The 23,458-nt window shown below is 73.2% G+C and carries 21 protein-coding genes and 1 pseudogene; 15 read left to right on the top strand and 7 right to left on the bottom strand.

Annotated elements, in window-relative coordinates; genetic code table 11:
* Positions 1-62: 62 nt before the first annotated feature.
* Both ACF1BE_RS10230 and ACF1BE_RS10225 read left to right on the top strand, forming a co-directional pair.
* The gene (locus ACF1BE_RS10230; protein WP_392198540.1) at positions 63-647 is read left to right on the top strand and encodes a TetR/AcrR family transcriptional regulator; all 585 of its coding nucleotides are present in this window, start codon (positions 63-65) and stop codon (positions 645-647) included.
* Positions 640-1,341: an alpha/beta fold hydrolase gene (locus ACF1BE_RS10225; protein WP_392198539.1), complete on the top strand. Its 702-nt coding sequence runs from the start codon at positions 640-642 to the stop codon at positions 1,339-1,341. The genes ACF1BE_RS10230 and ACF1BE_RS10225 overlap by 8 nt, the downstream gene beginning before the upstream one ends.
* 100 nt (positions 1,342-1,441) lie before the next feature.
* Here the strand turns inward: ACF1BE_RS10225 and ACF1BE_RS10220 are convergent, their stop codons facing one another.
* From ACF1BE_RS10220 to ACF1BE_RS10210, 3 genes are all read right to left on the bottom strand, one after another.
* On the bottom strand, positions 1,442-3,139 hold the full coding sequence (locus ACF1BE_RS10220) for a DUF2264 domain-containing protein (RefSeq protein WP_392198577.1): 1,698 nt from the start codon (positions 3,137-3,139) through the stop codon (positions 1,442-1,444).
* Positions 3,140-3,262: 123 nt separating this feature from the next.
* The gene (locus ACF1BE_RS10215) at positions 3,263-4,672 is read right to left on the bottom strand and encodes an RICIN domain-containing protein (RefSeq protein ID WP_392198538.1); all 1,410 of its coding nucleotides are present in this window, start codon (positions 4,670-4,672) and stop codon (positions 3,263-3,265) included.
* A gap of 1 nt (position 4,673) precedes the next feature.
* On the bottom strand, positions 4,674-5,768 hold the full coding sequence (locus ACF1BE_RS10210; RefSeq protein ID WP_392198537.1) for a family 43 glycosylhydrolase: 1,095 nt from the start codon (positions 5,766-5,768) through the stop codon (positions 4,674-4,676).
* 302 nt (positions 5,769-6,070) lie between these two features.
* Between ACF1BE_RS10210 and mmuM the strand changes: the two genes are divergently transcribed.
* Positions 6,071-7,015 carry a homocysteine S-methyltransferase gene (gene mmuM, locus ACF1BE_RS10205; protein ID WP_392198536.1) on the top strand — a complete coding sequence of 315 codons (945 nt, stop codon included), beginning with the start codon at positions 6,071-6,073 and terminating at the stop codon, positions 7,013-7,015.
* Positions 7,016-7,439: 424 nt separating this feature from the next.
* On the top strand, positions 7,440-8,519 hold the full coding sequence (locus ACF1BE_RS10200; RefSeq protein WP_392198535.1) for a LacI family DNA-binding transcriptional regulator: 1,080 nt from the start codon (positions 7,440-7,442) through the stop codon (positions 8,517-8,519).
* A 355-nt stretch (positions 8,520-8,874) separates the two neighbouring features.
* On the opposite strand, the gene ACF1BE_RS10195 is transcribed toward ACF1BE_RS10200, so the two are convergent.
* From ACF1BE_RS10195 to ACF1BE_RS10180, 4 genes and pseudogenes are all read right to left on the bottom strand, one after another.
* Entirely contained in the window at positions 8,875-9,138 is a 264-nt protein-coding gene (locus tag ACF1BE_RS10195; RefSeq protein WP_392198534.1) for a hypothetical protein, read from the bottom strand.
* Positions 9,135-9,998 (bottom strand): oxaloacetate decarboxylase, encoded by an 864-nt coding sequence (locus ACF1BE_RS10190; RefSeq protein WP_392198533.1) that lies wholly within the window; start codon positions 9,996-9,998, stop codon positions 9,135-9,137. Before ACF1BE_RS10190 ends, ACF1BE_RS10195 begins: the two co-directional genes overlap by 4 nt.
* A gap of 122 nt (positions 9,999-10,120) precedes the next feature.
* Positions 10,121-10,747, bottom strand: a pseudogene (locus ACF1BE_RS10185) (ThuA domain-containing protein); the annotation flags it as partial.
* Positions 10,748-10,801: 54 nt separating this feature from the next.
* On the bottom strand, positions 10,802-11,956 hold the full coding sequence (locus ACF1BE_RS10180) for a YihY/virulence factor BrkB family protein (protein ID WP_392198532.1): 1,155 nt from the start codon (positions 11,954-11,956) through the stop codon (positions 10,802-10,804).
* A 193-nt stretch (positions 11,957-12,149) separates the two neighbouring features.
* Here ACF1BE_RS10180 and ACF1BE_RS10175 point away from each other — a divergent pair, with 193 nt between their 5' ends.
* The 11 genes from ACF1BE_RS10175 to ACF1BE_RS10125 all read left to right on the top strand — a co-directional run bounded on the left by ACF1BE_RS10175 (position 12,150) and on the right by ACF1BE_RS10125 (position 23,316).
* Positions 12,150-13,784 carry an acyl-CoA dehydrogenase family protein gene (locus ACF1BE_RS10175; protein WP_392198531.1) on the top strand — a complete coding sequence of 545 codons (1,635 nt, stop codon included), beginning with the start codon at positions 12,150-12,152 and terminating at the stop codon, positions 13,782-13,784.
* A gap of 366 nt (positions 13,785-14,150) precedes the next feature.
* Complete coding sequence (locus tag ACF1BE_RS10170) at positions 14,151-15,467, top strand: GAF domain-containing protein (RefSeq protein WP_392198530.1); 1,317 nt, start codon at positions 14,151-14,153, stop codon at positions 15,465-15,467.
* 139 nt (positions 15,468-15,606) lie between these two features.
* Entirely contained in the window at positions 15,607-16,941 is a 1,335-nt protein-coding gene (locus ACF1BE_RS10165) for a hypothetical protein (protein WP_392198529.1), read from the top strand.
* 49 nt (positions 16,942-16,990) lie between these two features.
* Positions 16,991-17,563, top strand: coding sequence for a GNAT family N-acetyltransferase (locus ACF1BE_RS10160; protein ID WP_392198528.1), 573 nt, complete (start codon positions 16,991-16,993; stop codon positions 17,561-17,563).
* Between the two features lie 127 nt (positions 17,564-17,690).
* Positions 17,691-17,774, top strand: a complete 84-nt coding sequence (locus ACF1BE_RS10155; RefSeq protein ID WP_311136957.1) for a putative leader peptide — start codon at positions 17,691-17,693, stop codon at positions 17,772-17,774.
* Between the two features lie 126 nt (positions 17,775-17,900).
* The gene (locus ACF1BE_RS10150) at positions 17,901-19,598 is read left to right on the top strand and encodes a nitrite/sulfite reductase (RefSeq protein ID WP_392198527.1); all 1,698 of its coding nucleotides are present in this window, start codon (positions 17,901-17,903) and stop codon (positions 19,596-19,598) included.
* Positions 19,595-19,777, top strand: coding sequence for a hypothetical protein (locus ACF1BE_RS10145; RefSeq protein WP_392198526.1), 183 nt, complete (start codon positions 19,595-19,597; stop codon positions 19,775-19,777). Before ACF1BE_RS10150 ends, ACF1BE_RS10145 begins: the two co-directional genes overlap by 4 nt.
* Positions 19,774-20,484, top strand: coding sequence for a phosphoadenylyl-sulfate reductase (locus ACF1BE_RS10140; protein WP_392198525.1), 711 nt, complete (start codon positions 19,774-19,776; stop codon positions 20,482-20,484). Before ACF1BE_RS10145 ends, ACF1BE_RS10140 begins: the two co-directional genes overlap by 4 nt.
* Positions 20,485-20,510: 26 nt before the next feature.
* The gene (gene cysC, locus ACF1BE_RS10135; RefSeq protein WP_392198524.1) at positions 20,511-21,047 is read left to right on the top strand and encodes an adenylyl-sulfate kinase; all 537 of its coding nucleotides are present in this window, start codon (positions 20,511-20,513) and stop codon (positions 21,045-21,047) included.
* On the top strand, positions 21,044-21,979 hold the full coding sequence (cysD, locus tag ACF1BE_RS10130) for a sulfate adenylyltransferase subunit CysD (protein ID WP_392198523.1): 936 nt from the start codon (positions 21,044-21,046) through the stop codon (positions 21,977-21,979). Before cysC ends, cysD begins: the two co-directional genes overlap by 4 nt.
* A gap of 2 nt (positions 21,980-21,981) precedes the next feature.
* Entirely contained in the window at positions 21,982-23,316 is a 1,335-nt protein-coding gene (locus ACF1BE_RS10125; protein WP_392198522.1) for a sulfate adenylyltransferase subunit 1, read from the top strand.
* The last annotated feature ends 142 nt before the right edge of the window (positions 23,317-23,458 follow it).

The raw sequence follows: 23,458 nt of genomic DNA, 5'->3' as shown, positions 1-23,458 counted from the left end.
CGCTCGCACCCGCTCCCTAGAGGCTCTAGGATGACTCCTAGTAGATCAAGGGAGGTGGGCGCATGGCCCGGGTGGGGCTCACCGCCGAGCGGCTGGTGGCAGCCGCCGCGGACATGGCGGACGAGGCCGGCCTCGACCACGTCAGCATCTCCGCGCTGGCCCGGCGTTTCGGCGTCCGGGACGCCAGCCTGTACTCGCACGTCCGCAGTCTCCAGGACCTGCGCACACGGCTCGCGCTGCACGCCGGCGGCGAGCTGATCGACCGGATCGCGGTGGCCGTGGCCGGCCGCGCGGGCAAGGAGGCGCTGACCGCGTTCGCCGGCGCCTACCGGGCCTACGCCCTGGAGCACCCGGGCCGGTACGCGGCCACCCAGATCCGCATCGACCAGACCCTGATCGCCGGCTCCCCGGCGCTGCGCCGCACCACCGAGATCACCTACGGCATGCTGCGGGCCTACGGCCTGGACGAGCCGGACCTGACGGACGCGGTACGGCTGTTGCGCAGCACCTTTCACGGCTACTGCGTCCTGGAGGCGGCCGGGGGTTTCGGCGCGGCACGGCCCGTCGCCGAGTCCTGGGACAAGGCGGTCGACGCCCTGCACCTCACCCTCGAGCACTGGCCCCGGGAGAAGAAGAGCGATGACTGACCCCCTCCACCACGACGTCACCGGCCGCGGCCCCGTCCTGCTGCTGATGCCGGGCGGGGCCGGGCACCCGATGGGTCTCGGCCCGCTGACCGAGCGGCTGGCGCGGCGTTTCACCGTGGTGACGTACGACCCGCTCGGCCTCGCCCACGGCCGGCTCGGGCTGCCGGTCGCCGAGCAGCGGGTGGCCCGGTGGAGCGAAGGCGCGCACCGGGTGCTGGCGGAGGTCCTGCCGCCCGGCGAGCGGGCGTACGCCTTCGGGACCAGTTCGGGCGGCATCGCGGTCCTCGACCTGCTCGCCCGGCATCCGGAGCGGCTGGCGCACGTGGTCGCGCACGAGCCGCCGTGCGTGACCGTGCTGCCGGACGGGGCGCGGCGGCGCCAGGAGCTGATCGACGGGCTCGACGGTCCCGGACGGCCGCCCGCCGAGGGCGAGTCGGCGACGCCGATGGGCGTGTTCCTGGCCCACGTCCTGCGTCCGTTCACCGCCTGGACGCCCCGGTTCACCACCGACCGCCTCACCGTGGCCGCGGGATCCGCCTCGCGCGGTCAGGTCCTCCACGACACCGCCCGCCGCGTCGCCGCACGCCTCCACAGCCCCTTCGTGGAGTACCCGGGCGGCCACCTCGGCGCCCTGGACCACCCCGACGCCTACGCCGCCCTGCTCAGCGACACGTTCCTCCCCGGCACCGCGTAATACCGGGCCACCGTACGCACGTGTTGCGGCCTCGTCCGTCCGGTGCGCGCGCCACCGCGCCCCGCACCGGCAGGCTGGGCGGATCGCTCGTTCCTCAGCCTCACTCCCGCACGGTGACGTCCACTCCCGCCGTGTCCAGGCGTACCCGCAGCCGTGCCGGGGTGCCCGTGCTCCAGTGGACGTCCAGGGGGTCGCAGCCGTCCGCCCGTACGGACACCAGGTCCGCGAGTGGGGCCGGGTCCGGCTCGGCGGTCAGTCTGGACAGGGCGGCGAAGAGGGTGGGGCCCTCGCCGGTGGTGCCGGTGAGGGTGCCGGACAGGCCAGCCGCGGGCAGCAGTTCGGCCCGTTGCCCGTTCCGGGCCGCCCATCCGGTGAGCCGCACCGGTGTCCCCGGTGCGGCACCGTCGACCAGGTGGGCGCGGACCTCCACCGCCCCGCGGACCAGTACGACACTCGTCACCCGGGCTCCCCCGCCACCCGTGTGCCGTGAGGCCGCCCAGCCCTCACCGACGCCCAGCGGTTCGATGCCGGTACGGCTCGGGTCCCCGCCGACGACGACGCTGTTGTCGTACGACGGTGAGGGCGCGGTCGCCGTCGAGTAGGCGAGCCGGGTGTAGTACGGGTCGTAGCGGACGTCCTCGCTGCCGTGGTTGTGCAGCCGGACCAGGCCGTCCGAACGGGTGGTCTGGAGCAGCCAGTTGGGGGCGGGTACGGGGCGTACCACGTCGGCGCGGTCGGCCGGGGCCGGTTCCTCGCGCGCCGTCCACACCTCGTGTGCGGGCGGCAGCAGCAGGCCGAGGAAGCCCTTGCTCGCCCAGTACGGGGAGGCGGGGCCCGAGTAGCTCTGCGCGAGCGACTCGTCGCGGCCGAGCCAGCCGAGCGGCAGCAGGCCCCGCCGGTCGACCGCGCCGCCGTCGAGGAACCAGCGCAGGGCGCCGGAGGCCAGGCGCCGGGTCTCGCCCGGGGGCAGGGGGGTGTGCCCGGTCAGGGCGCCGAGCCAGAGCGGGGCCGCCGTCGCGAAGCGGTAGGTCAGGGAGCGGCCCTGGTGCAGCGGGGCGCCGTCGCCGCCGAACAGGTGGGCGTAGTCGGCCAGATGGCGTGACAACCGTCCGCCGTACAGGGACAGCAGGGCGCGGTCGTCCGCCAGCCAGGCGTGCAGGACCGGGTACAGGTGCATGGCCCAGCCGTTGTAGTAGTCGAACTTCCGGCCGTCGCCGTCGGTGTACCAGCCGTCGCCGGCGTACCAGTCCTCGATCCGCTCCAGTCCGCGGTCGATCGTCCTGCGCGCCGCCTGCTCCCGGTGGCCGGTCTCCGCGAGAAAACCGGCGACGGCGACCGGGAACAGCTCCCAGTTGCACGGCCAGGGTCGCGCGGTGAGCGCGTCCGCCAGCCAGGCGGCGGTCCGCTGGCGCACCGCGTCGGCCAGGCGGTCCCACAGCAGCGGCCGGGTGAGCCGCAGGGCGAGGGCGACGGACGCGGCCTCGACCAGCGGCTGACTGCGGTCGGTGATCCGCGGCCAGACGCCGCCGGGTCCGGCCGCGAGGCCTTCCGCGTACCGCCCGAGCACGCGCTCGTCACGCCGGAAAGCGGCCAGCAGCAGGGTGCGGGCGTACCCTTCGAGGCCGTCGGAGAGCCGGCCGGCGTGGCTCGCACGGCCGCCGGGCAGCTGGTAGAGGGCGCGGCCGGCGGTGGCGTAGGGCTCGACGGCGGCGAGCAGGGTGTCGGCGGCGGATTCCCAGTGGGCGCGGGTGTAGCCGGTGTACGGGCTCGACGCGCGGTCGTCGGCGGGCAGGTCCAGCACGGCGGTGGCCTTCCTTCCTGGCGGGGCCCGGGACGCCCGGGTTCCGGTCGGGGCGCCCCGGGAGTTCACCCCACCCGTACCGCAGCGCCGGACGCAGGGCGAGGAGCGCACCACGGGTCGTCAGGTACCGCGTGTCCACTGCTGGTTGGTGCTCCCGGTGCAGGTGTAGGTGATGACCGCGGCGGAGTCGGCGGTGGACGCGCCGGACACGTCGAGGCATTCGCCGCTCGCCCGGGCCCGGACGGTCACGTACGAGCCGGAGGCGACGACCGACCACTGCTGGGCGGTGGCGCCGGTGCAGTCCTCCTGTGTGACGTCGCCGGCGTTCTCCTGGAGGCACAGGGAGCTGCCGCGGCCCAGCAGGGCGGAGTAGCCGTTGCCGAGGTCCTTGGACCACCACCTCTGGTTGGTGCCGCCGTTGCAGGTGTACTGGCCGACGGCGACGCCCTGCCACAGGGACCGGCTCGGCACGTCCACGCACTTGGAGCTGTGCCGGGCGACCAGCGTGCGGTACGTGGCGCCGGTGCCGGTGACGGTGCCCGCGGTGGTGTCGACGGTGACCTCCGGATACCAGGACATGCTCATGGATGTGGCGGCCGGGAAGGTCAGCGGCAGCCACACGTACCGGGAGTCGTCGACCGTGCCGCCGAAGGAGTTGCCCCAGCGGTCGCCCAGGTACAGGTACGAGGTGCCCGAACCGCCCTGCACGGTCAGGACGTAGGCGGTCTGGGAGCCGTATGCGGTGGAGTCCCCGACGTTCGACCAGGAGCTCCAGGGGCCGGTGAGGGAGGTGGCGGTGGCGTACTGCTGCTGGTTGGGACTCCAGCCGGTGGCACCCGAAGTGAGCATGAAGTAGACGCCGTCGCGCTTGAACAGGGCGGGTGCCTCGCGGTGGCCGCCGGGCCAGGGGTTGGCGACCAGGGCGGCGATGCCGGTGTAGTCGGCGGTGAGCCGGTAGATGTGCAGGTCGTAGTTCTCCTTGGCGGCGGAGACCAGGTACGCGGTGCCGTCGGTGTCCACGTAGGCGGTCAGGTCACGGGACATGTACTGGCCGAGGGGGCGGAAGCTGCCCCGGTAGGTGTAGCTGCCGTCGACGGTGCTGGAGACGGCCACCGCGGCGCGCGCCTCGCCGTAGTCGGTGCCGTTCTCCTTGTGCATCCACATGACGAACATTCCGGTGGCCGCGTTGTGGACGACCTTGGGGCGCTCGACGTAGGCGGTGCCCAGTTCGGCGGCGGACGCCCGGGTGAGGACGCGGGCGCGGAACTCCCAGTTCTTCAGGTCGGTGGAGCGGTAGGCGTTGACGGACCGGAAGGTGTTGTCGCCGTCACGGTCCTCGCCGAACCAGTAGTAGAAGGACCCGACCTTGATGACCCCGCCGCCGTGGGCGTGCACGGGATCGCCCGAAGCGTCCGTGAACCGGGTGCCGTTGGTGATGGTGCGCGGTGCCGCCTGCGCGGGGCCCGCTGTCGCCAGTGCGGCGGCGAGTGCGCAGCACAGGGCGAGCAGGACCGCGTACGCGCGTCTCATCTCACGCACTCCCCGTCACGGTGTCGGCGACGGGGACGCCGAAGTCCGGGGTGCCGTCGGGCTTCCAGCCGAACCTCTGGACGCGGGTGTGCCGGTTGGGGTCGTCAAGGGGGTCGCCGGTGATCTCCCGGTACTGGCGGGCGTGGTAGACGAGGACATCGCTGCGGCCGTCCTCGGCGACGGTGAAGCAGTTGTGGCCGGGGCCGTACACCCGCGTGGTGTCGTTGCTGGTGAACACCGGGACGGGCGACTTGGCCCAGCTGCGCGCGTCCAGCAGGTCGCTGCCGGCGTCGGCGGTCAGCAGGCCCATGCAGTAGTGCCAGTCGGTGGCGCTGGCCGAGTAGGTGAGGAAGACACGGCCGTTGCGCTTCAGGACGGACGGCCCCTCGTTGACCCGGTAGCCGACGCACTCCCAGTCGTACTCGGGGGTGGAGAGCCGGACCTGGGGACCGGTCAGAGTCCACGGGTCGGCCATCTTCGAGATCCACAGTGCGGTGTTGTTGTCCATGCCGGGCTCGTGCTGCGCCCACACCAGGTAGCGGCTGCCGCGGTGGGTGAAGGTGGTGGCGTCGAGGGAGAAGGTCTCCCAGGCGGTCCTGATCCGGCCCCGTTCCACCCAGGTCCCCTGGAAGGGGTCGTGGTGGGCGTTCTCCAGCACCCAGATACGGATGGCCCACACGTCCTCGGCGGGGGCCGAGGCGAAGTAGACGTACCACTTGCCGTCGATCCGGTGCAGTTCGGGCGCCCAGATGTGCGCGCTCATCGGACCGGTGGTGTGCGCCCGCCAGATCACCGACTCGGGGGCCGTGGACAGGCCGTTCAGGGTGCGGGCGCGGCGCAGGACGATGCGGTCGTACTCGGGGACGGTGGCCGTGAAGTGGTAACGGCCGTCGGTGTGGCGGGTGATGTGCGGATCGGCACGCTGGAGGACGAGCGGGTTGGTGTGGCGGGGCGCCCTCGACGGGACGGGGACCGCCTGGGCGAGGCCGGGGGTGGCGACGAGGGCACCGGCGGCGAGCGCGGCCCCCTTGAGCATCACTCTGCGGCTGGGGACTGCGGGCAGGTGCGCTCCGGGCAGGTCGTGGTCGCGGCTCATGCGGACTGCCTCTCGGTGGGGCGGAGCTGTTTTCGAGCCCCGTATGTTCGGTATTTCGTGCACCATCTGTGATTACGAACGCCGAAAAGGTAGAGGCGGGTCAGGAGAGGGTCAATGGGTCCGACGAAAGGAGGGGAAAGCCCTTTCCCCCCGGGCCGCCGGACGAACCTCTCGGCCGGGTCGCGACGGCTGCGGCCCCCCTCGCTCCGCTCACCGGGTTCTCGCAGGTCGAGGCACCTGCGGGGTGCTCACGTGCTGGACACCGGAGGCCGGCCGGGTCCCGCGTCGACTAGCGTCGTGACATGACCAGCGACCTCTCCCCCAGCCTCGCCGGCGCCCTCGCCGACGGCACGGTCGTGCTCGACGGCGGCATGTCCAACCAGCTGGAGTCGGCCGGGCACGACCTGAGCGACGAGCTGTGGTCGGCACGACTGCTCGCCGAACGGCCGGAGGCGGTGACCGAGGCCCACCTCGCCTACTTCCTCGCGGGCGCCGGCGTCGCCATCACCGCCAGCTATCAGGCCACCTTCGAGGGCTTCGCACAGCGCGGCATCGGCCAGAAGGAGGCCGCGCGGCTGCTCGCGCTCAGCGTGGAACTGGCCCGCACGGCGGCGCGACAGGCGGCCGGCACGGGCATCCGCCGGCCGCTGTGGGTGGCGGCGTCGGTCGGGCCGTACGGGGCGATGCGCGCGGACGGCTCCGAGTACCGGGGCCGGTACGGGCTGAGCGTGGCCGAGCTGGAGCGGTTCCACCGGCCGCGGATCGAGGTGCTCGCAGCCGCCGCGCCGGACGTCCTCGCGCTGGAGACCGTCCCGGACGCCGACGAGGCCGCCGCCCTGCTGCGCGCGGTACGCGGGCTGGGGGTGCCGGCGTGGCTGTCGTACACGGTCGACGGCCGACGGACACGGGCCGGACAGCCGCTGGAGGAGGCGTTCGCGCTCGCCGCCGACGCCGACGAGGTGATCGCGGTCGGCGTCAACTGCTGCGCACCGCGGGACGTCGAGCCCGCGGCCGAGATCGCGGCCCGCGTCACCGGCAAGCCGGTCGTGGTCTACCCGAACAGCGGCGAGGCCTGGGACGCCGAGGCCCGCGCCTGGACGGGGCAGACGACGTTCACCGCCGGGCAGGTCACGGCGTGGCGGGAGGCGGGAGCGCGGCTGATCGGGGGGTGCTGCCGGGTGGGCCCGGACACGATCGCGTCGATCGGGCGGGCGCTGGAGGGTACGCGAGGCAACCATGCGGGCTGACTGAGCACGGCCCGAGCCGGCCGGCCGGCCGCTGTCCGCACGCCGGGGCCGAGGCAGCCGTCCCCGGGGACCACCGGGCCGGGCAGGTACGGGGTGACGCCTCGGAGTACCGGTTCCGGCGCCGGTCGGCCCGCAGGCACCGGTGTCGCGCACCTGCCGTCATCGCCCACCGGCCTTTCGCCGCGTCCCGCACCCCGCACGCGCCCCCGCGGGGGGCCGTTCGGCCCGAGTCGGACCGTTCCGGCGTGCGGCAGAGTGCCGGAACCCGGCCGGTGAGGATCCGCGCACGCCCGTCGTCTTCCCGCCATGGTCACGCCGCGGCTATCGTAGGAAGCGCTTTCTGTCCGGTCGGCGAGCGGGTGGCACAGGCAGTGCCGGCCGCGACTCCCGAGGGCCCACGGACGGGCCGGAGAGGTGGTTCCCCATGGTCCGAGCGGGAGGTGCGGGCGTGGCGACCGGGCCGACGCTCGCGGTGGTGGCCCGGGAGGCGGGGGTGTCCGTGCCCACCGCCTCCAAGGTGGTCAACGGCCGCGAGGACGTCGCCCCGGAGACCCGCCGAAGGGTCACCGAGGCGCTCGACCGGCTCGGCTACGTGCGCCGCCCCCGCTTCGGCGCGGCGAAGGCGCCGGGTCTGGTGGACCTGTTCCTGCGCTCGCCGGAGAGTTCCTCATCGGGTGCGGTGCTGCGCGGTGCGGAGGCGGCGGCGTACGAGGCGGGCCTGGAGGTGGTGGTCTCTGCCGGACCGGCCCGGGCACGGGCCGGCCGGCCGGAGCGCGGCCGGCTGGACAGGCTGGCCGCACGCGGCTCGTCGGGGGCCCTGTTGCACCTGGCGGAGCTGTCCGCGGCGCAGTACGCGTGGCTGGAACACCACCGCATCCCGTACGTGCTGATCGACCCGGCGCACGAGCCGCCGGCCGGCGTGGTGTCGGTCGGGGCGGCCGACCGGCAGGGCGGGGTCAGCGCCACCGAGCATCTGCTGGGGCTCGGCCACGAGCGGATCGCGGTGATCACCGAGCACCCTCGTGCGGTGGCCGGCGACGCCCGCCTCGCCGGCCACCGTTCGGCGCTCGCCTCGGCCGGGGTCCGGCACCGCGCGGAGTACCTGCGGCCCGCGGGCCTCGACGAGGCCACCGCCCGGCAGCGCACGCACGAGCTGCTGGACCTGCCCGAGCCGCCGACCGCGGTGTCCGTGTCCTCGGACCGGATGGCGCTCGGGGTGTACGCGGCGCTGGCCGAACGGGGGCTGAGCGTGCCCGACGACATCAGCGTGGTGGGCTTCGGCGATCTGCCCGAGGCCCGCTGGGCGGCCCCGGCGCTGACCACCGTGCGCCGCCCGCTGGCGGAGATGGCGGCGACGGCACTCCGGCTGCTGGTGCGGATGACGGACGGCGAACGCCCGGAGGGAACGCGGACGGAGCTGTCGACACGGCTGGTGCGGCGGGCGAGCACGGCCCCACCGGCCGACCGTGTGAGAGAGGCGGCCCGTTCGGCCGCGGGACGGTGACCGGTCCCGGCGGAGGCCGTTCGCCGGGCATGAACACCACGCGTACCACCACGGCCCCCGCCATGACGGCGGTCGCCCAGGTCACCGCTACGGCACGGTCCACGCCTCCTGCCGCACCCCGCCCCCGGACGGCAGCGCGTCACCGTGGCCTCGCCCACCGGCGCGCACGACCCGGAGGAGAACGTCGAGGTGGACGAGAAGGACCGCCCCGACCTCACGGAGGACGGAGCACCGGCACCACCGGCACGACCGCCGTGAGCGCCGGGCACCTCCCGCACGGGGTGCCCGGCCCTCGCCCGCTCCTTCGTCCCTCGGTCCGGCCGTGCCGGGCTGTCCTCGGCCCGGGACGGACGCCTCAGTCCGGTTCGTCGTGGGCGGTGGCACCGGCGAGGGCCTCCACCACGTCCACGGCGCTGCCGTCGTGGTCGCTGCCCGCTGTGCCGCTGCCGGCCTGGAGGTTGGCCGTGCGGTCCACTTCCAGGATCGAGTCGGCGTGGGAGTTGTCGATCACGGTGACCAGGCCCCCGGTGCCGGCGGCGGCCGCGGTGCCGGGACCGGCGCCGAGGAGTGCGGCGGCGACCGCCGCGACCATGCCGAGGCGGGGGACGGAACCGGTCACACGCCCACTCCTTCGGGGGTGAGCCGCTCCGGGGCGATGTTGCGTTCCAGCAGGCTGGTGGCGGCCCGCACGCCGACGCCACTCGCGGGATCCACCTCCGGCAGCCGGCCGTCGGCCGCCTTCAGCCCCGAGAGCGCGGACTCCACGGCCTCGTGCGCCGCGAACAGGCACGGGGTGCTGTAGATGGCCACGTCGACGCCGAGGTCGGACAGTTCACCGAGCGACAGTCGCGGCGACTTGCCGCCGGCGATCTGGTTGAACAGCAGCGGTTTGTCCCGGACGACCTCCCGGATCCGCCGGATCCACTCGACGCTGCGCACCCCGTCGACCAGGACCACGTCGGCGTCGGTGGCCGCCAGGCGCTCGGCGCGGTGCAGGATGTCGTGCTCGTCGGTGGCGTCCGTACGGGCGACGACGACGAGGTCCCTGCGGGTCTCCAGGACCCTGTGCAGTTTCTCCAGGTACTCCTCCAGCGGCAGCACCTGCTTGCCGTCGGCGTGGCCGCAGCGGCGGGGCCGCTTCTGGTCCTCGAGGATCACCCCGGACGCGCCGATGCGCTCCAGGCCCTCGACGACGTGACAGGCGACCTCGGGGTCGACGTACCCGTCGTCGATGTCGACCAGCAGGTGGTGGTGGGGGAAAGCGCCCCGCAGCCGCTGGACGAAGGCCACCATGTCGGGCCAGGCGATGAATCCGATGTCCGGCAGCCCGTAGTACGAGGCCGCGAAGCCGAAGCCCGAGACGAACATCCCGTCGTAGTGCTTGGCCGCGATCGATGCCGAGTACATGTCATACACGCCGATCAGCGGGGTGGTCCCGGGCCCGGCGATGCGCTCGCGCAGCTTCTTACCGTAAGTCAAGGTCCGGCTCCTTGTGTGGGTGGGTGACGCGGTGCGGGGAGGGCCGCCGCGTCTCGACGCCCTTTGCCAAGACAAAAGCATGTCTAGAAACACACCTGACCTTCCGCCTACGCGAGCTTTACTCACCCCGATGGCGGTACGGGTTCACCGCAGAAACGTCCCTCGGCCGGCCGCCCCGCCCAGGTGAGCCCGCCGACGAGGTGACCGAGGAAGTCCGGGTCGCGGTAGGCGTCGGCCGTGTGACCGAGCGCCGTGTAGAACATGCGTCCGCCTGCCGGGCCCCGCTCCCGGCACCAGGCCGGCGGATGGTCCGCGCCCATCCCGCCGCCGTCGTACGACGCCTCGTCGGCGCGCAGCAGCACCCGCATCCGGCCGCGCGGAGCGTGGTCGAAGTCGTACCACTCGTCGGTGAACTCCCACACGGCCGGCAGCCGTCGGGTCGCCGGATGGCCGGGGTACGCGACGAGGGCGCGGCCGGGCCGGCAGGCGGGGTGCCGGGTGAAACGCGCGCCGAGGAGTTCGCCGAACCACGGCCACCCGTACTCGGTGCAGGCGGCCGCGTGCACCCCGGCGAAGCCGCCGCCCGCCGCGACGTACCGGCGCAACCGCTCACGCCCGTCCGGGGTGAGCACATCGCCGCTGGTGGAGAGGAAGACGACGGCCGCGAACCCGTCCAGCGGCCGTTCCAGGTCGGCGGGCGCCTCGGTGTGCTCGACCGCGAAAGGTCCGTGGGCCCGGACGGCGGCGACGCCCGTACCCGGGCCACCGCCGCCCCCTCCCCCGGCCCGTGGCGGCCCGGACGGTCAGTGGCCCTGATGCGGGGTGTCGCCGTTGCTCTTGTGGACGTGGTGGGGGCTCTTCGCGTGGGTGCGCAGGCGGGCCGTCACGTCCTCGGGGGGAAGGAAGCGGGACCAGCGTTCGGGGAACTCGGAAGGCATGTCGGGGTCGTCCGGGTCGGCCTCGAGGGCCGCCGCGGCGCGGGCGACGTACTCGGCGACCTGCGCCTCCCGCATCCGGTCGTTGGCCTCACGGGCGGCGGCCGTGGCAGCGGCGGGCCAGACCCGGTCGATGGCGGCGTTCACGGCCGCGCCGACCAGCACCGCGAAGGCGGACACGCCGATCCACAGCAGCACGGCGACGGCGGCGGCCAGGGAGCCGTAGATCGTGGCGCCCTCGATGGTGCTGGTGAGGTAGATGCGCAGCAGGAAGCTGCCGAGGACCCACATCGCGAGGGCCACCAGCGCCCCGGGCACGTCCTCGATCCACGGGGAGCGGACCGGCACCGACACGTGGTACAGGGTCGTCAGGAAGACGATGGAGAGGACGATCACGACCGGCCAGTACAGGACCTGCACGACCGTCGCCGACCAGGGCACGATCCGGACGACCGCGTCCGGTCCCGCCACCATCAGCGGCAGCGCCACCGAGCCGATCAGCAGCGCCACGACGAACAGCAGGAAGGCCATGATCCGCGTCTTGACGATGCCCCGGACGCCGTCGAGGCCGTACATCACGGTGATGGTGTCGATGAAGACGTTCACGGCGCGCGAGCCCGACCACAGGGCGAACAGGAAGCCTATGGAGATGACGTCGGGCCGGCCGCCCTTCATCACGTCGTGCAGGATCGGCTGGGCGATCTCCTTCACGCCCTTGTCGGACAGCACCGTGCGGGAGGCCTCGAGGAGGTTGCCCTCCAGACCGTGGATGGTGTCGGCGCCGGTCCAGTCGTCGACGTAGCCGAGCAGCCCGATGAGGCTCAGCAGCAGCGGCGGCACCGACAGCAGCGTGAAGAACGCCGCCTCGGCCGCGAGCCCCAGGATGCGGTACTCCATGCAGGAGTTGACGGTGTCCTTGAGCAACAGCCAGGCGGTCCTGCGCTTGGAGACGTTCCGGTAGAGGGCTCTGGCCCGGTGGAGCCGGCCTGCGGGCCGCTCGGGGGGTTCACTTGCTGGCTGCACGTCCTAACGGTATCCGCCGAGCCGGGCCTGTCTCACCTTTCGGGTGCGGTCACCGGTCCGGCACACGGGGTTTCCGGTCCGGCACAGCGCGTTTCCGGGCCCCACGTGCCACGTTTCCGTCGTCGTGCCGGATTCGCGGCGTCGTGTCACGGCGGGGGCCATCACGGCCGCCTTCCCGGGTAGGTTCCCCGTCATGGCAGGTACCTCCACGCACATCGTGACGAACCAGCCGCCCCCGCTGGTCGGCTACGACGTCTTCACCGCCGACCGGGCCCTCGCCGAGGCCGTCGGCCGCCACACCGCCCCCGGCGTCCTGGACGAGGTGCGCGCCGAGCTGACCGCGCTGGGCCGGGCCGCCGGCTCGGCCCAGCTCCAGGAGTGGGCGGTGCAGGCGAACGAGCAGCCGCCGCGGCTGCGCACCCACGACCGCTACGGTCACCGGATCGACGAGGTCGAGTTCCATCCGGCCTGGCACCGGCTGCTCGGCAAGGGCGTGTCGGCCGGGCTGACCGGTGCCTGGACGCGGCCGGCCGGGCACGTGCGCAGGGCGGCCGGGTTCCTGGTCTGGACGCAGGTCGAGGCGGGCACCTGCTGCCCGCTGTCGATGACCCACGCGGCCGTGCCCGCGCTGCGCGCCGACCCCGCTCTGGCCGCCGAGTGGGAGCCGCAGCTGACGTCCACGGTGTACGACCGGGCGCTGCGGGCCCCCGGGGAGAAACCCGGGGCGTTGTTCGGCATGGGCATGACGGAGAAGCAGGGCGGCAGCGACGTCCGCGCGAACACCACCGAGGCGCGGCCCCTCGCGGAGGCGGGGACGTACCTGCTGACGGGACACAAGTGGTTCTGCTCGGCGCCCATGTCGGACGCCTTCCTGGTGCTCGCCCAGGCCCCGGGCGGGCTGACCTGTTTCCTGGTGCCACGGGTCCTGCCCGACGGCAGCCGCAACGTCTTCCTGATCCAGCGGCTGAAGGACAAGCTGGGCAACCGCTCGAACGCCTCCGCCGAGATCGAGTTCGACGGTACGTGGGCGCGCCGGGTAGGCGAGGAGGGACGCGGGGTGCGGACCGTCATCGGGATGGTCGCCGCGACCCGGCTGGACTGCGCGGTCGGCTCGGCGGGTCTGATGCGGCAGGCGGTGGCACAGGCGGTGCACCACTGCGCCCACCGGGAGGCCTTCGGCGGGAAGCTGGCCGACAAGCCGCTGATGCGCAACGTCCTCGCCGATCTGGCGCTGGAGTCGGAGGCCGCGACCGCGCTCGCGCTGCGGCTCGCCGCCGCCTGTGACGACGGTGGCGAGCAGGAGCGCGCCTTCCTGCGGCTCGCGGTGCCGGCCGCGAAGTACTGGATCACCAAGCGGTGTGCGCCGGTGGCCGTGGAGGCCGCCGAGTGCCTGGGCGGCAACGGGTACGTGGAGGAGTCCGGTCTGCCCCGGCTGGTGCGCGAGTCCCCCCTGAACTCCGTCTGGGAGGGTGCCGGGAACGTGCAGGCACTGGACGTGCTTCGGGCGCTGCGGCGGGAGCCGGCCGCGCTGGACGCCTGTCTCACCGAGATCGGCCGGGCGCACGGCGCCGATCACCGCCTGGACCGGGCGGTGAAGGACCTGTTCACCGAACTCGCCGATCTGGAGGGCATGGAGGGGCGGGCGCGACGGCTGGTGGAGCGGCTGGCGCTGGTGCTCCAGGGCTCGCTGCTGGTGCGGCACGCGCCGCCGGAGGTGGCCGACGCGTTCTGCGCCTCCCGTCTCGGCGGCGATCACGGCGCGTCCTTCGGCACCCTGCCGGCCGGCCTGGACCTGAGGTCGGTGGTGGAACGGGCCCGTCCGGCCTGACCCGCCCAGGGACGAAGACACCCGGCCCCGCCGGCGCCCCGCAGTCCGGAGCCGCCCCCTGCCACCCCGCGAAGCCGCCGGTGGCAGGGGGTGGTGCTGCGCCGACACGGCACCACCCCCGGCGTCGGGCCCGTCGGGCCCGCGGACGCGCGAACGCGTCGTAATCAAGTCTCGGCCGGTCCGCGACGGTTCACCAGGGTTGCAGGGGGTTGCAACTCGTGGGGGACGTGCGCGGAGTCTGTGCATCCGCCGTGCCCGGAACGGCAGTATGGGAGCCGCATCCGGGCCGGAAACCGCCGCCCGGAGGACTTGACATGCCCGTTCGACGCCCCTGTTTCCGGGAGGACCCCAGTGGGATACCCGCCGATGGACGTGGCGCGCCTGGCCGCCGTGGACGCGGCGCACGCGGCGCGGGTGCTGCGCGAGGTGCGCGAGGCCACGCTCGCGGGGCGACGTGCGCGGATCGCGCCCCGGCCGGTGATCGAGCAGTCGTGGGGACGGATGCTGCGCAGCGGCCTCGATCCCGAGCGCGACGTCAGGTCCGGGCTGTTGCCCTCGGACGAGGTGCGGCGCCGGCGGGAGGAGTCACCCCTGCGGCACGTGCTGCCGGTGCTGCGGGAGGGTCTGCTTTCGGTCGCGGACGCCGCCCAGCACATCATGGTCGTCGCGGACGCCGACGGGCGCGTGCTGTGGCGGGAGGGGGCGGCGCGGGTGCTGCGCAAGGCCGACGGGCTCGGCTTCGAACTCGGCGCGGACTGGCGGGAGGACGTCGTCGGCACCAACGGGGTGGGGACCCCGGCGGTGCTGCGGCGGCCCGTGCAGGTGTTCGCCGCCGAGCACTTCGTGCGGTCGCAGACCTCCTGGACCTGCTCCGGCGCCCCGATCACCGACCCCCGGGACGGCCGGCTGCTCGGTGTGGTGGATCTGAGCGGTCCGCTGGAGACCATGCATCCGGCGACCCTCGCCTGGGTGGACTCGGTGGCCAAGCTGGCCGAGGCCAAGCTGCGGGAGCTGCATCTGGACTCGCTGGAGCGGCTGCGCACGGTGGCGGCGCCGGTGCTGGCACGGCTGGCCGGGCGGGCGGTGGTCGTGGACCGGGACGGCTGGGCGGCGGCCGTGACGGGGATGCCGTACACGCGGCGGGTGGCGCTGCCGAAGGGACTCGCGCCGGGCCGCCGCCGGCTGCCCGCGCTCGGTGTGTGCGCGGTGGAACCGCTGGCCGGGGGCTGGCTGCTGCGGGCGGAGGACGAGCCGCTCGCCGGCGCGGCGCCCCGGATCGTGCTGGATCTCGCCCGGCCGGACCGCCGCACGGTGACGGTCGTGGCGCCCTCGGCCTCCTGGACCCGTGAACTGAGTCCCCGGCACGCCGAGCTGCTGTTCCTGCTCGCCGAGCACCGCGGCGGGCGCGGGGCGGCGGAGCTGGCCGAAGACCTGTTCGGGGACGCCTCCAGGACGGTGACCGTGCGGGCCGAGATATCCAGGATCCGGCGGTACCTCGGGGAGTTCCTCCAGCATCGGCCGTATCGTCTGCGCGCGGACGCGGACGTCGAGGTGCTGCTCCCCGGCGACTCCCGTGACCTGCTCCCCCGGTCCGCCGCTCCGGCAGTGACCCGCAGACGGAGCGACGTGGGGAGCGGGCGGGCCCGTGGGGACGCGCCGGCGGCCCGGACCGGGGCCCCGTGAGCGTGTCTTCCGTCCATGTGCGCGGTCTTTGCCCTGCGGGGCCCGTTCCTGCCGTAGCATCCCGTACGGGCCTCCCCATCTGCTCCTCGCGTCAACGTACGGACCATCAGGCGCAGTTGGCCCGCCTTCTGGAGGAGAGATGAAGCATCGCGGCAGACACCGCCGGCGCAGGCGGGGCGCGGCACTGCGCGGCGTGCTGGCCGGGACCGCGCTGGCGCTGACCGCCGCCGCCACCCTGATCAGCGCGTCACAGGCCCAGGTCGCCGAGAATCCCGGCGCGCTCAAGCCGCTGACCTCCCCGGCGGACACCGGCCGGCTGCGGCTCCAGGAGCACCTGGTGCCCGCCCGCACCCTGGACCGGCTCGCCACCGGGATGGGCCGCCCGGTCGGTGTGGACGCCGTGCTGCGCGGCGCCGACCACGGTCTGCGTGAGGCCGGCGGCTGCTCCTCCGACGACCGTGCCTCCCTGCCCGTCGCCCCGGCCGCCGCCCGCGCCTACTGCTGGGACCCCGCCGACACCGCCTCCGGCGCCTGGCGGCCGGCCTCGGTGACCACCTCCGGGGACGCCGACGACGACGGCGTCTGGGGCACCCACCGGGTCGTCCTCGCCGGCTGGACCCACCGCGGCGACACCGGCCGCCCCGCCGAACGGGGGCTGGCCCGGGTCGCCTTCGTCGACGCCGACGACCCCGCCCGCCTCGCCTACCGCTGGGTGCTGCTGGTCGTGCCGGCGCACGGCGGCCGGGACTACCGGCCGCTGGCCTCCGGGATCTCCGGCATGGTCTGGTACGAGCACAAGCTCCTGGTCACCACCAGGGCGGGCAGCGCCGACGCGCTCTACGTCTACGACCTCGACCGCATCCAGCGCACCACGGTCGACGGGCCCGCGATCGGCCGGGTGCCGGGCGGCTGGTCCGCCGACGGGTACCGCTATGTGCTGCCCGCGGTCGGCTCCTACCGTTTCACCTCCGGCCGCTGTGCCGCCTCCGGGCCGCCGTGTCCGGGTGCGCTCGCCCTCGACCGCGGTACGGCGCCCGACAGCCTGGTCGCCGCGGAGTGGACCGCGCCCGGCGGCGGCGGGCACACCCGCCTGTGGCGGTACGCGTTCAGCACCGACCCGGCCCGCGCCGGGCTGCTCGCCACGGATGCCACGGGGCGCGCGGACGCGGTGGAGGCCTACCGGACCCGGGCGTCCGGCGTCCGGGGCGTGCTGTCGTACCGCAAGGCCGGGACGGACCGCCCGTCCTGGTACGTGGGACGCCTGCCCGGCTCGCAGGAGGGACACGGCGGGCTGTGGCGGCAGGACACCGGGGGCGCCGAGGCGGCCCGGTGCGGCTCCGACGCCTCGCACCGCTGCTGGGCGCGGGACGCGGGTTCCCTCTCCTACTGGCAAGGGACCGGCGAGGTGTGGTCGCTGTCGGACCGGATGCTGTTCGCCCTGCCCCTGGCCGGTCTCGACCACTCCCTGGGCTGACCCGGGGGGCGATCGACAGACCGGGCGGCGGGATGATTCCCTGACCCGCATGAGCAGCGTCCCTGTCACCACGTGGTCCCTGGAGCAGACCTCCCCGGCCGACCTCCTGCCCGCCGCCGCACCCGACGGCGAGGTCCGGATCGTCCGCGCCGAGGTGCCCGCCCCCGAGTTCAGCCGGTTCCTGTACGCGTCGGTCGGCGGCGACATCCGCTGGACCGACCGGCTGGGCTGGACGTACGCGCGGTGGCGGGAGTACCTGGACCGCCCCGGCGTGGAGACCTGGGTGGCCTACGACCGGGGAACCCCGGCCGGCTACGTGGAACTGGACCCGCAGGACGGGGGCGTGGTCGAGATCGCCTACTTCGGGCTGCTCCCCGCCTTCCGCGGCCGGCGCATCGGCGGCCACCTGCTGTCGTACGGCACGGCCCGCGCCTGGGACCTGGCCGAGCGGTGGCCGGAGCGGGCGCCCACGAAGCGGGTGTGGCTGCACACGTGCAGCAAGGACGGCGAGTTCGCGATGGACAACTACCAGCGGCGGGGCTTCAAGCTGTTCGACACCCGCGTGGAGCTGGAGCCGGATGCGGCGACTCCGGGTCCGTGGCCCGGCGCATACCCCTCCTGACCTGCCGGGACAAGACCTCCCACGGCGCATGTGAGCGACAACACGCTCGTCCCACACTTCGGGACAAGGATGTCCGCATGATGGACGAAGCTGGACTGTGTCCAGATCGCCGTGCCACGCTTCCGCCATGCCTGGAACTGGAACTGCCTTGGTGAGTCGGCGGCACGTCGACCTCGGCCGCATGTCCAGCGCCATCTGTCCGGCGCGCTGACCGCTCCAGCACCGCCGACCCTTCTCGCACCGAATTCCTGCCGCGCAAGGACGCGCGCGCCTGCCCGCATGCGCACGTAAGCGCAGGTCAGAGCCGATTTCCGCCTGTCCCGAAGGACGTAGAACCATGGCCGCCACCCCACAGAACCCCGCCGCCTCCGCGCCCCGCCGCAAGGTGAGCCGTCACCGCGGCGAGGGTCAGTGGGCGGTGGGTCACTTCACCCCGCTCAACGGCAACGAGCAGTTCAAGAAGGACGACGACGGTCTCAATGTGCGGACACGCATTGAGACGATCTACTCCAAGCGCGGTTTCGACTCGATCGACCCCAACGACCTGCGCGGCCGGATGCGCTGGTGGGGGCTGTACACCCAGCGCAAGCCCGGGATCGACGGCGGCAAGACCGCGATCCTGGAGCCGGAGGAGCTGGACGACGAGTACTTCATGCTGCGCGTCCGCATCGACGGGGGTGCGCTCACCACGCGGCAGCTGCGGGTGATCGGCGAGATCTCGCAGGAGTTCGCGCGCGGCACCGCCGACATCACCGACCGGCAGAACGTGCAGTACCACTGGATCCGGATCGAGGACGTGCCCGCGATCTGGGAACGGCTGGAGGGCGTCGGCCTGTCCACCGTCACCGCCTGCGGCGACACCCCGCGCGTGATGATCGCCTCCCCGGTGGCGGGCATCGCCGAGGACGAGATCATCGACGCCACGCCGGCGCTGGAGGAGATGAAGCGCCGCGTCCTGAACAACCCGGCCTACTCGAACCTGCCGCGGAAGTTCAAGACGGCCATCTCCGGCTCGCCGCTGCTGGACGTCGTGCACGAGATCAACGACGTGGCGTTCGTCGGCGTACGGCACCCCGAGCACGGGCCGGGCTTCGACGTGTGGGTGGGCGGCGGCCTGTCGACCAACCCCAAGCTGGGCGTCCGCCTGGGCACCTGGGTGCCGATCGACGAGGTGCCGGACGTCTACGAGGGCGTCCTCTCGATCTTCCGTGACTACGGCTACCGCCGGCTGCGCACGCGCGCCCGCCTGAAGTTCCTGGTCGCCGACTGGGGCCCGGAGAAGTTCCGGCAGGTGCTGGAGGACGAGTACCTGCACCGCAAGCTGGCCGACGGCCCCGCTCCCGAGCAGCCCGTGCAGCAGTGGCGCGACCACATCGGTGTGCACCGGCAGCAGGACGGCCGGTTCTACGTCGGGTTCGCCCCGCGCGTCGGCCGCGTGGACGGCGCCATGCTGACGAAGATCGCCGACCTCGCGGAGGCACACGGCTCGGGCCGGGTGCGGACCACCGTCGAGCAGAAGATGATCGTCCTCGATGTCGAGCAGGACCGGGTCGAGTCGCTGGTCGACGCACTGGAGGCACTGGACCTCACCGCGCGGCCGTCCTCCTTCCGGCGCGGCACCATGGCCTGCACCGGCATCGAGTTCTGCAAGCTCGCCATCGTCGAGACCAAGCAGCGCGGCTCCCAGCTGATCGACGAACTGGAGCGCCGGCTGCCGGACTTCGACGAGCCGATCACCATCAACCTCAACGGCTGCCCGAACGCCTGCGCCCGTATCCAGGTCGCGGACATCGGTCTCAAGGGCCAGCTGGTCCTCGACGACCAGGGCCGGCAGGTCGAGGGCTACCAGGTGCACCTCGGCGGCGCGCTCGGCCTGGAGGCGGGCTTCGGCCGCAAGGTGCGCGGCCTGAAGGTCACCGCGGAGGAGCTGTCCGACTACGTCGAGCGGGTGCTGAAGCGGTTCCAGGCGGAACGCGAGGACGGCGAACGGTTCGCGACCTGGGCGGCGCGGGCGTCCGAGGAGGCGCTGTCGTGAGCGAGCGAGCCGCGCCCTTCCACTGCCCCTACTGCGGCGACGAGGACCTGCGTCCGAGTGACGAGGGCCACGGCGCCTGGGAATGCGGGGCGTGCAACCGCGCATTCCGGCTGACGTTCCTCGGGCTGCTGGCCCGGGGGCTCCGGCGAGCCGACCACGAAGGGGACGAGCGCATATGACGACGGCTCAGGAAGGCCGTACCGACGAGGAGCTGAAGGCGCTCGCCGAGCAGGCGGGACGCGACCTGGAGGACGCCAGCGCCCTGGAGATCCTCCGGTGGGCGGTGGACACCTTCGGCGACGCGTTCTGCGTCACCTCCTCCATGGAGGACGCCGTGGTCGCCCATCTCGCCTCGCGTGTGCTCAAGGGCGTGGACGTCGTCTTCCTCGACACCGGCTACCACTTCCCGGAGACCATCGGTACCCGGGACGCCGTGGAGGCCGTGATGGACGTCAACGTCATCACCCTCACGCCGAAGCAGACGGTCGCCGAGCAGGACGCGGAGTACGGCCCGAAGCTGCACGACCGCGACCCCGATCTGTGCTGTGCCCTGCGCAAGGTGCGGCCCCTCGAGGACGGCCTCGGGAACTACCGGGCGTGGGCGACCGGCCTGCGCCGCGACGAGTCCCCGACCCGGGCGAACACCCCGGTCGTCGGCTGGGACGAGAAGCGGCGCAAGGTCAAGGTCTCGCCGATCGCCCGCTGGACCCAGGACGACGTGGACGCGTACATCGCCGAACACGGCGTGCTCGCCAACCCGTTGCTGACGGACGGCTACGCCTCCATCGGCTGCGCCCCGTGCACCCGCAGGGTCCTGGAGGGCGAGGACGCGCGCGCCGGCCGCTGGGCCGGCCGCGGCAAGACCGAGTGCGGACTGCACGGATGACGAACGACCAGAATCAGGAGAACCACGTGACGACCGGAGCCACCGTCTGGCTCACGGGCCTGCCGAGCGCCGGAAAGACCACCATCGCGTACGAGCTGGCCGGCCGGCTGCGCGCCGGCGGCCGACGCGTCGAGGTGCTCGACGGCGACGAGATCCGCGAGTTCATCTCGGCGGGCCTCGGCTTCTCCCGGGAGGACCGGCACACCAACGTGCAGCGCATCGGCTTCGTCGCCGAACTGCTCGCCCGCAACGGCGTCACGGCGCTGGTGCCGGTGATCGCGCCGTACGCGGACAGCCGGGACGCGGTGCGCAAGCGGCACGAGGAGAACGGGACGCCGTACCTGGAGATCCATGTGGCGACCCCGGTCGAGGTGTGCAGCGAGCGCGATGTGAAGGGGCTGTACGCCAGGCAGGCCGCGGGCGAGCTGACCGGACTGACCGGCGTGGACGACCCGTACGAGGAGCCGGTCGGGCCCGACCTGCGGATCGAGTCGCAGCACCAGACGGTGCAGGAGTCCGCGGCGTCGGTGTACGCGCTGCTGAGCGAGAGGGGATGGGCATGACCACGGTCGTCACGGTGGAAGAGGGCACGCACAGCCCGTACGCCCTGTCGCATCTGGAGGCCCTCGAGTCCGAGGCCGTGCACATCTTCCGCGAGGTGGCGGGCGAGTTCGAGAACCCGGTGATCCTGTTCTCCGGCGGCAAGGACTCCATCGTCATGCTGCACCTGGCGCTGAAGGCGTTCGCCCCGGCCCCGGTCCCGTTCTCCCTGCTCCATGTGGACACCGGACACAACTTCCCGGAAGTTCTCGAGTACCGGGACCGTGTGGTCGCGGCACATGGGTTGCGTCTCCATGTGGCCTCCGTCCAGGACTACATCGACCGCGGTGTGCTCAAGGAACGGCCCGACGGCACCCGCAACCCGCTCCAGACCCTTCCCCTCACCGAGAAGATCCAGAGCGAGCGGTTCGACGCCGTGTTCGGCGGCGGACGCCGGGACGAGGAGAAGGCCCGCGCCAAGGAGCGCGTCTTCTCCCTGCGCGACGAGTTCTCCCAGTGGGACCCCCGCCGTCAGCGCCCCGAGCTGTGGAACCTGTACAACGGCCGGCACGCCCCCGGTGAGCACGTCCGGGTGTTCCCGCTGTCGAACTGGACCGAGCTGGACGTCTGGCAGTACATCGCCCGGGAGGGCATCGAGCTGCCGCAGATCTACTTCGCGCACGAGCGCGAGGTGTTCCGGCGCGGCGGCATGTGGCTGACGGCCGGCGAGTGGGGCGGCCCGAAGGACACCGAGACCGTCGAGCTGCGGCAGGTCCGCTACCGCACCGTCGGTGACATGTCGTGCACCGGCGCCGTCGACTCCGACGCCACCACGCTGGATGCCGTGATCGCCGAGATCGCCGCCTCCCGGCTCACCGAGCGGGGTGCGACCCGCGCCGACGACAAGATGTCCGAGGCCGCGATGGAAGACCGCAAGCGCGAGGGGTACTTCTAACGATGAGCACGACCACGACCGAGGTCCTCCCGGAGACCACCCTGCTGCGGTTCGCCACGGCCGGTTCCGTGGACGACGGCAAGTCCACGCTCGTCGGGCGGCTGCTGCACGACTCCAAGTCGGTCCTCACCGACCAGCTGGAGGCCGTGGAGCGCGTCTCCGCGAGCCGCGGCCAGGCGGGCCCGGACCTCGCGCTGCTCACCGACGGCCTGCGCGCCGAGCGGGAACAGGGCATCACCATCGACGTCGCCTACCGCTACTTCGCGACCCCGCGCCGCCGGTTCATCCTGGCCGACACGCCGGGCCATGTGCAGTACACCCGGAACATGGTCACGGGTGCCTCCACCGCCGAGCTGACGGTGGTCCTGGTCGACGCCCGCAACGGCGTGGTCGAACAGACCCGCCGGCACGCGGCCATCGCCGCCCTGCTCCGCGTCCCGCACGTGGTCCTGGCCGTGAACAAGATGGACCTCGTCGGGTACGCGGAGCCGGTGTTCGCCGCGATCGCCGAGGAGTTCACGGCGTACGCGACCGAGCTGGGCGTCCCCGAGGTCACCGCCATCCCGATCTCGGCGCTCGCCGGGGACAACGTGGTGGAGCCGTCCGCGAACATGGACTGGTACGGCGGTCCCACCGTGCTCGAGCACCTGGAGACCGTGCCGGTCAGCCATGACCTGGCGCACTGCCACGCGCGGCTGCCGGTGCAGTACGTGATCCGGCCGCAGTCCGCCGAGCACCCGGACTACCGGGGGTACGCGGGCCAGATCGCGGCCGGCACGTTCCGGGTCGGCGAGGACGTCACGGTCCTGCCGTCCGGCCGGACCACGCGGATCGCCGGGATCGACCTGCTGGGCGAGCCGGTCGACGTCGCCTGGACGACGCAGTCGGTGACGGTTCTGCTGGAGGACGACATCGACGTCTCGCGCGGCGACCTGATCGTCCCGACCAAGGACGCCCCGGCCACCACGCGGGACGTGGAGGCGACCGTCTGCCACGTCGCCGACGCCCCGCTGACCGTCGGCCACCGGGTGCTGCTCAAGCACGGCACCCGCACGGTCAAGGCGGTCGTGAAGGACATCCCGTCCCGGCTCACGCTCGACGACCTGTCCCTGCACCCGCATCCGGGGCGGCTCGTCGCCAACGACATCGGCCGGGTGAAGATCCGCACCGCCGAGCCGCTGCCGGTGGACTCCTACGCCGACTCGCGCCGTACCGGCTCCTTCATCCTGATCGACCCCGCCGACGGCACCACGCTCACCGCGGGCATGGTCGGCGAGTCGTTCGCGTCTCCCGAACCCGTCAAGGACGAGGCCGACGACGACGGATGGGACTTCTGAGCATGACGACGACCGATATCTACTCGACGTTCGCGAAGGAGGGCGGCCGCGTCGGCAGCGGCGCCCTCGGCAGCGGGCAGGGCGGAGTGGCGCGATGTGTGCGTTGACGTACGCGCACCGCTCGCGCGCCCGCACCCCCCAC

The sequence above is a fragment of the Streptomyces sp. NPDC014991 genome (assembly GCF_043080665.1).
Taxonomy (GTDB): Bacteria; Actinomycetota; Actinomycetes; order Streptomycetales; family Streptomycetaceae; genus Streptomyces.
The sequence above is the reverse complement of the archived record's forward strand: the minus strand, read 5'-3'. Positions and strand labels throughout refer to the sequence as shown.

Bases quoted from the DNA above. Each gene is read 5' to 3' on its own strand.
- ACF1BE_RS10150 (WP_392198527.1), top strand. From the start codon at position 17,901: ATGGCCGCCACCCCACAGAACCCCGCCGCCTCCGCGCCCCGCCGCAAG.
- cysD (WP_392198523.1), top strand. From the start codon at position 21,044: ATGACCACGGTCGTCACGGTGGAAGAGGGCACGCACAGCCCGTACGCC.
- ACF1BE_RS10160 (WP_392198528.1), top strand. From the start codon at position 16,991: ATGAGCAGCGTCCCTGTCACCACGTGGTCCCTGGAGCAGACCTCCCCG.
- ACF1BE_RS10140 (WP_392198525.1), top strand. From the start codon at position 19,774: ATGACGACGGCTCAGGAAGGCCGTACCGACGAGGAGCTGAAGGCGCTC.
- mmuM (WP_392198536.1), top strand. From the start codon at position 6,071: ATGACCAGCGACCTCTCCCCCAGCCTCGCCGGCGCCCTCGCCGACGGC.
- ACF1BE_RS10200 (WP_392198535.1), top strand. From the start codon at position 7,440: ATGGTCCGAGCGGGAGGTGCGGGCGTGGCGACCGGGCCGACGCTCGCG.
- ACF1BE_RS10215 (WP_392198538.1), bottom strand. From the start codon at position 4,672: ATGAGACGCGCGTACGCGGTCCTGCTCGCCCTGTGCTGCGCACTCGCC.
- ACF1BE_RS10170 (WP_392198530.1), top strand. From the start codon at position 14,151: ATGGACGTGGCGCGCCTGGCCGCCGTGGACGCGGCGCACGCGGCGCGG.
- ACF1BE_RS10125 (WP_392198522.1), top strand. From the start codon at position 21,982: ATGAGCACGACCACGACCGAGGTCCTCCCGGAGACCACCCTGCTGCGG.
- ACF1BE_RS10165 (WP_392198529.1), top strand. From the start codon at position 15,607: ATGAAGCATCGCGGCAGACACCGCCGGCGCAGGCGGGGCGCGGCACTG.
- ACF1BE_RS10210 (WP_392198537.1), bottom strand. From the start codon at position 5,768: ATGAGCCGCGACCACGACCTGCCCGGAGCGCACCTGCCCGCAGTCCCC.
- ACF1BE_RS10175 (WP_392198531.1), top strand. From the start codon at position 12,150: ATGGCAGGTACCTCCACGCACATCGTGACGAACCAGCCGCCCCCGCTG.
- ACF1BE_RS10225 (WP_392198539.1), top strand. From the start codon at position 640: ATGACTGACCCCCTCCACCACGACGTCACCGGCCGCGGCCCCGTCCTG.
- ACF1BE_RS10155 (WP_311136957.1), top strand. From the start codon at position 17,691: ATGCCTGGAACTGGAACTGCCTTGGTGAGTCGGCGGCACGTCGACCTC.
- ACF1BE_RS10230 (WP_392198540.1), top strand. From the start codon at position 63: ATGGCCCGGGTGGGGCTCACCGCCGAGCGGCTGGTGGCAGCCGCCGCG.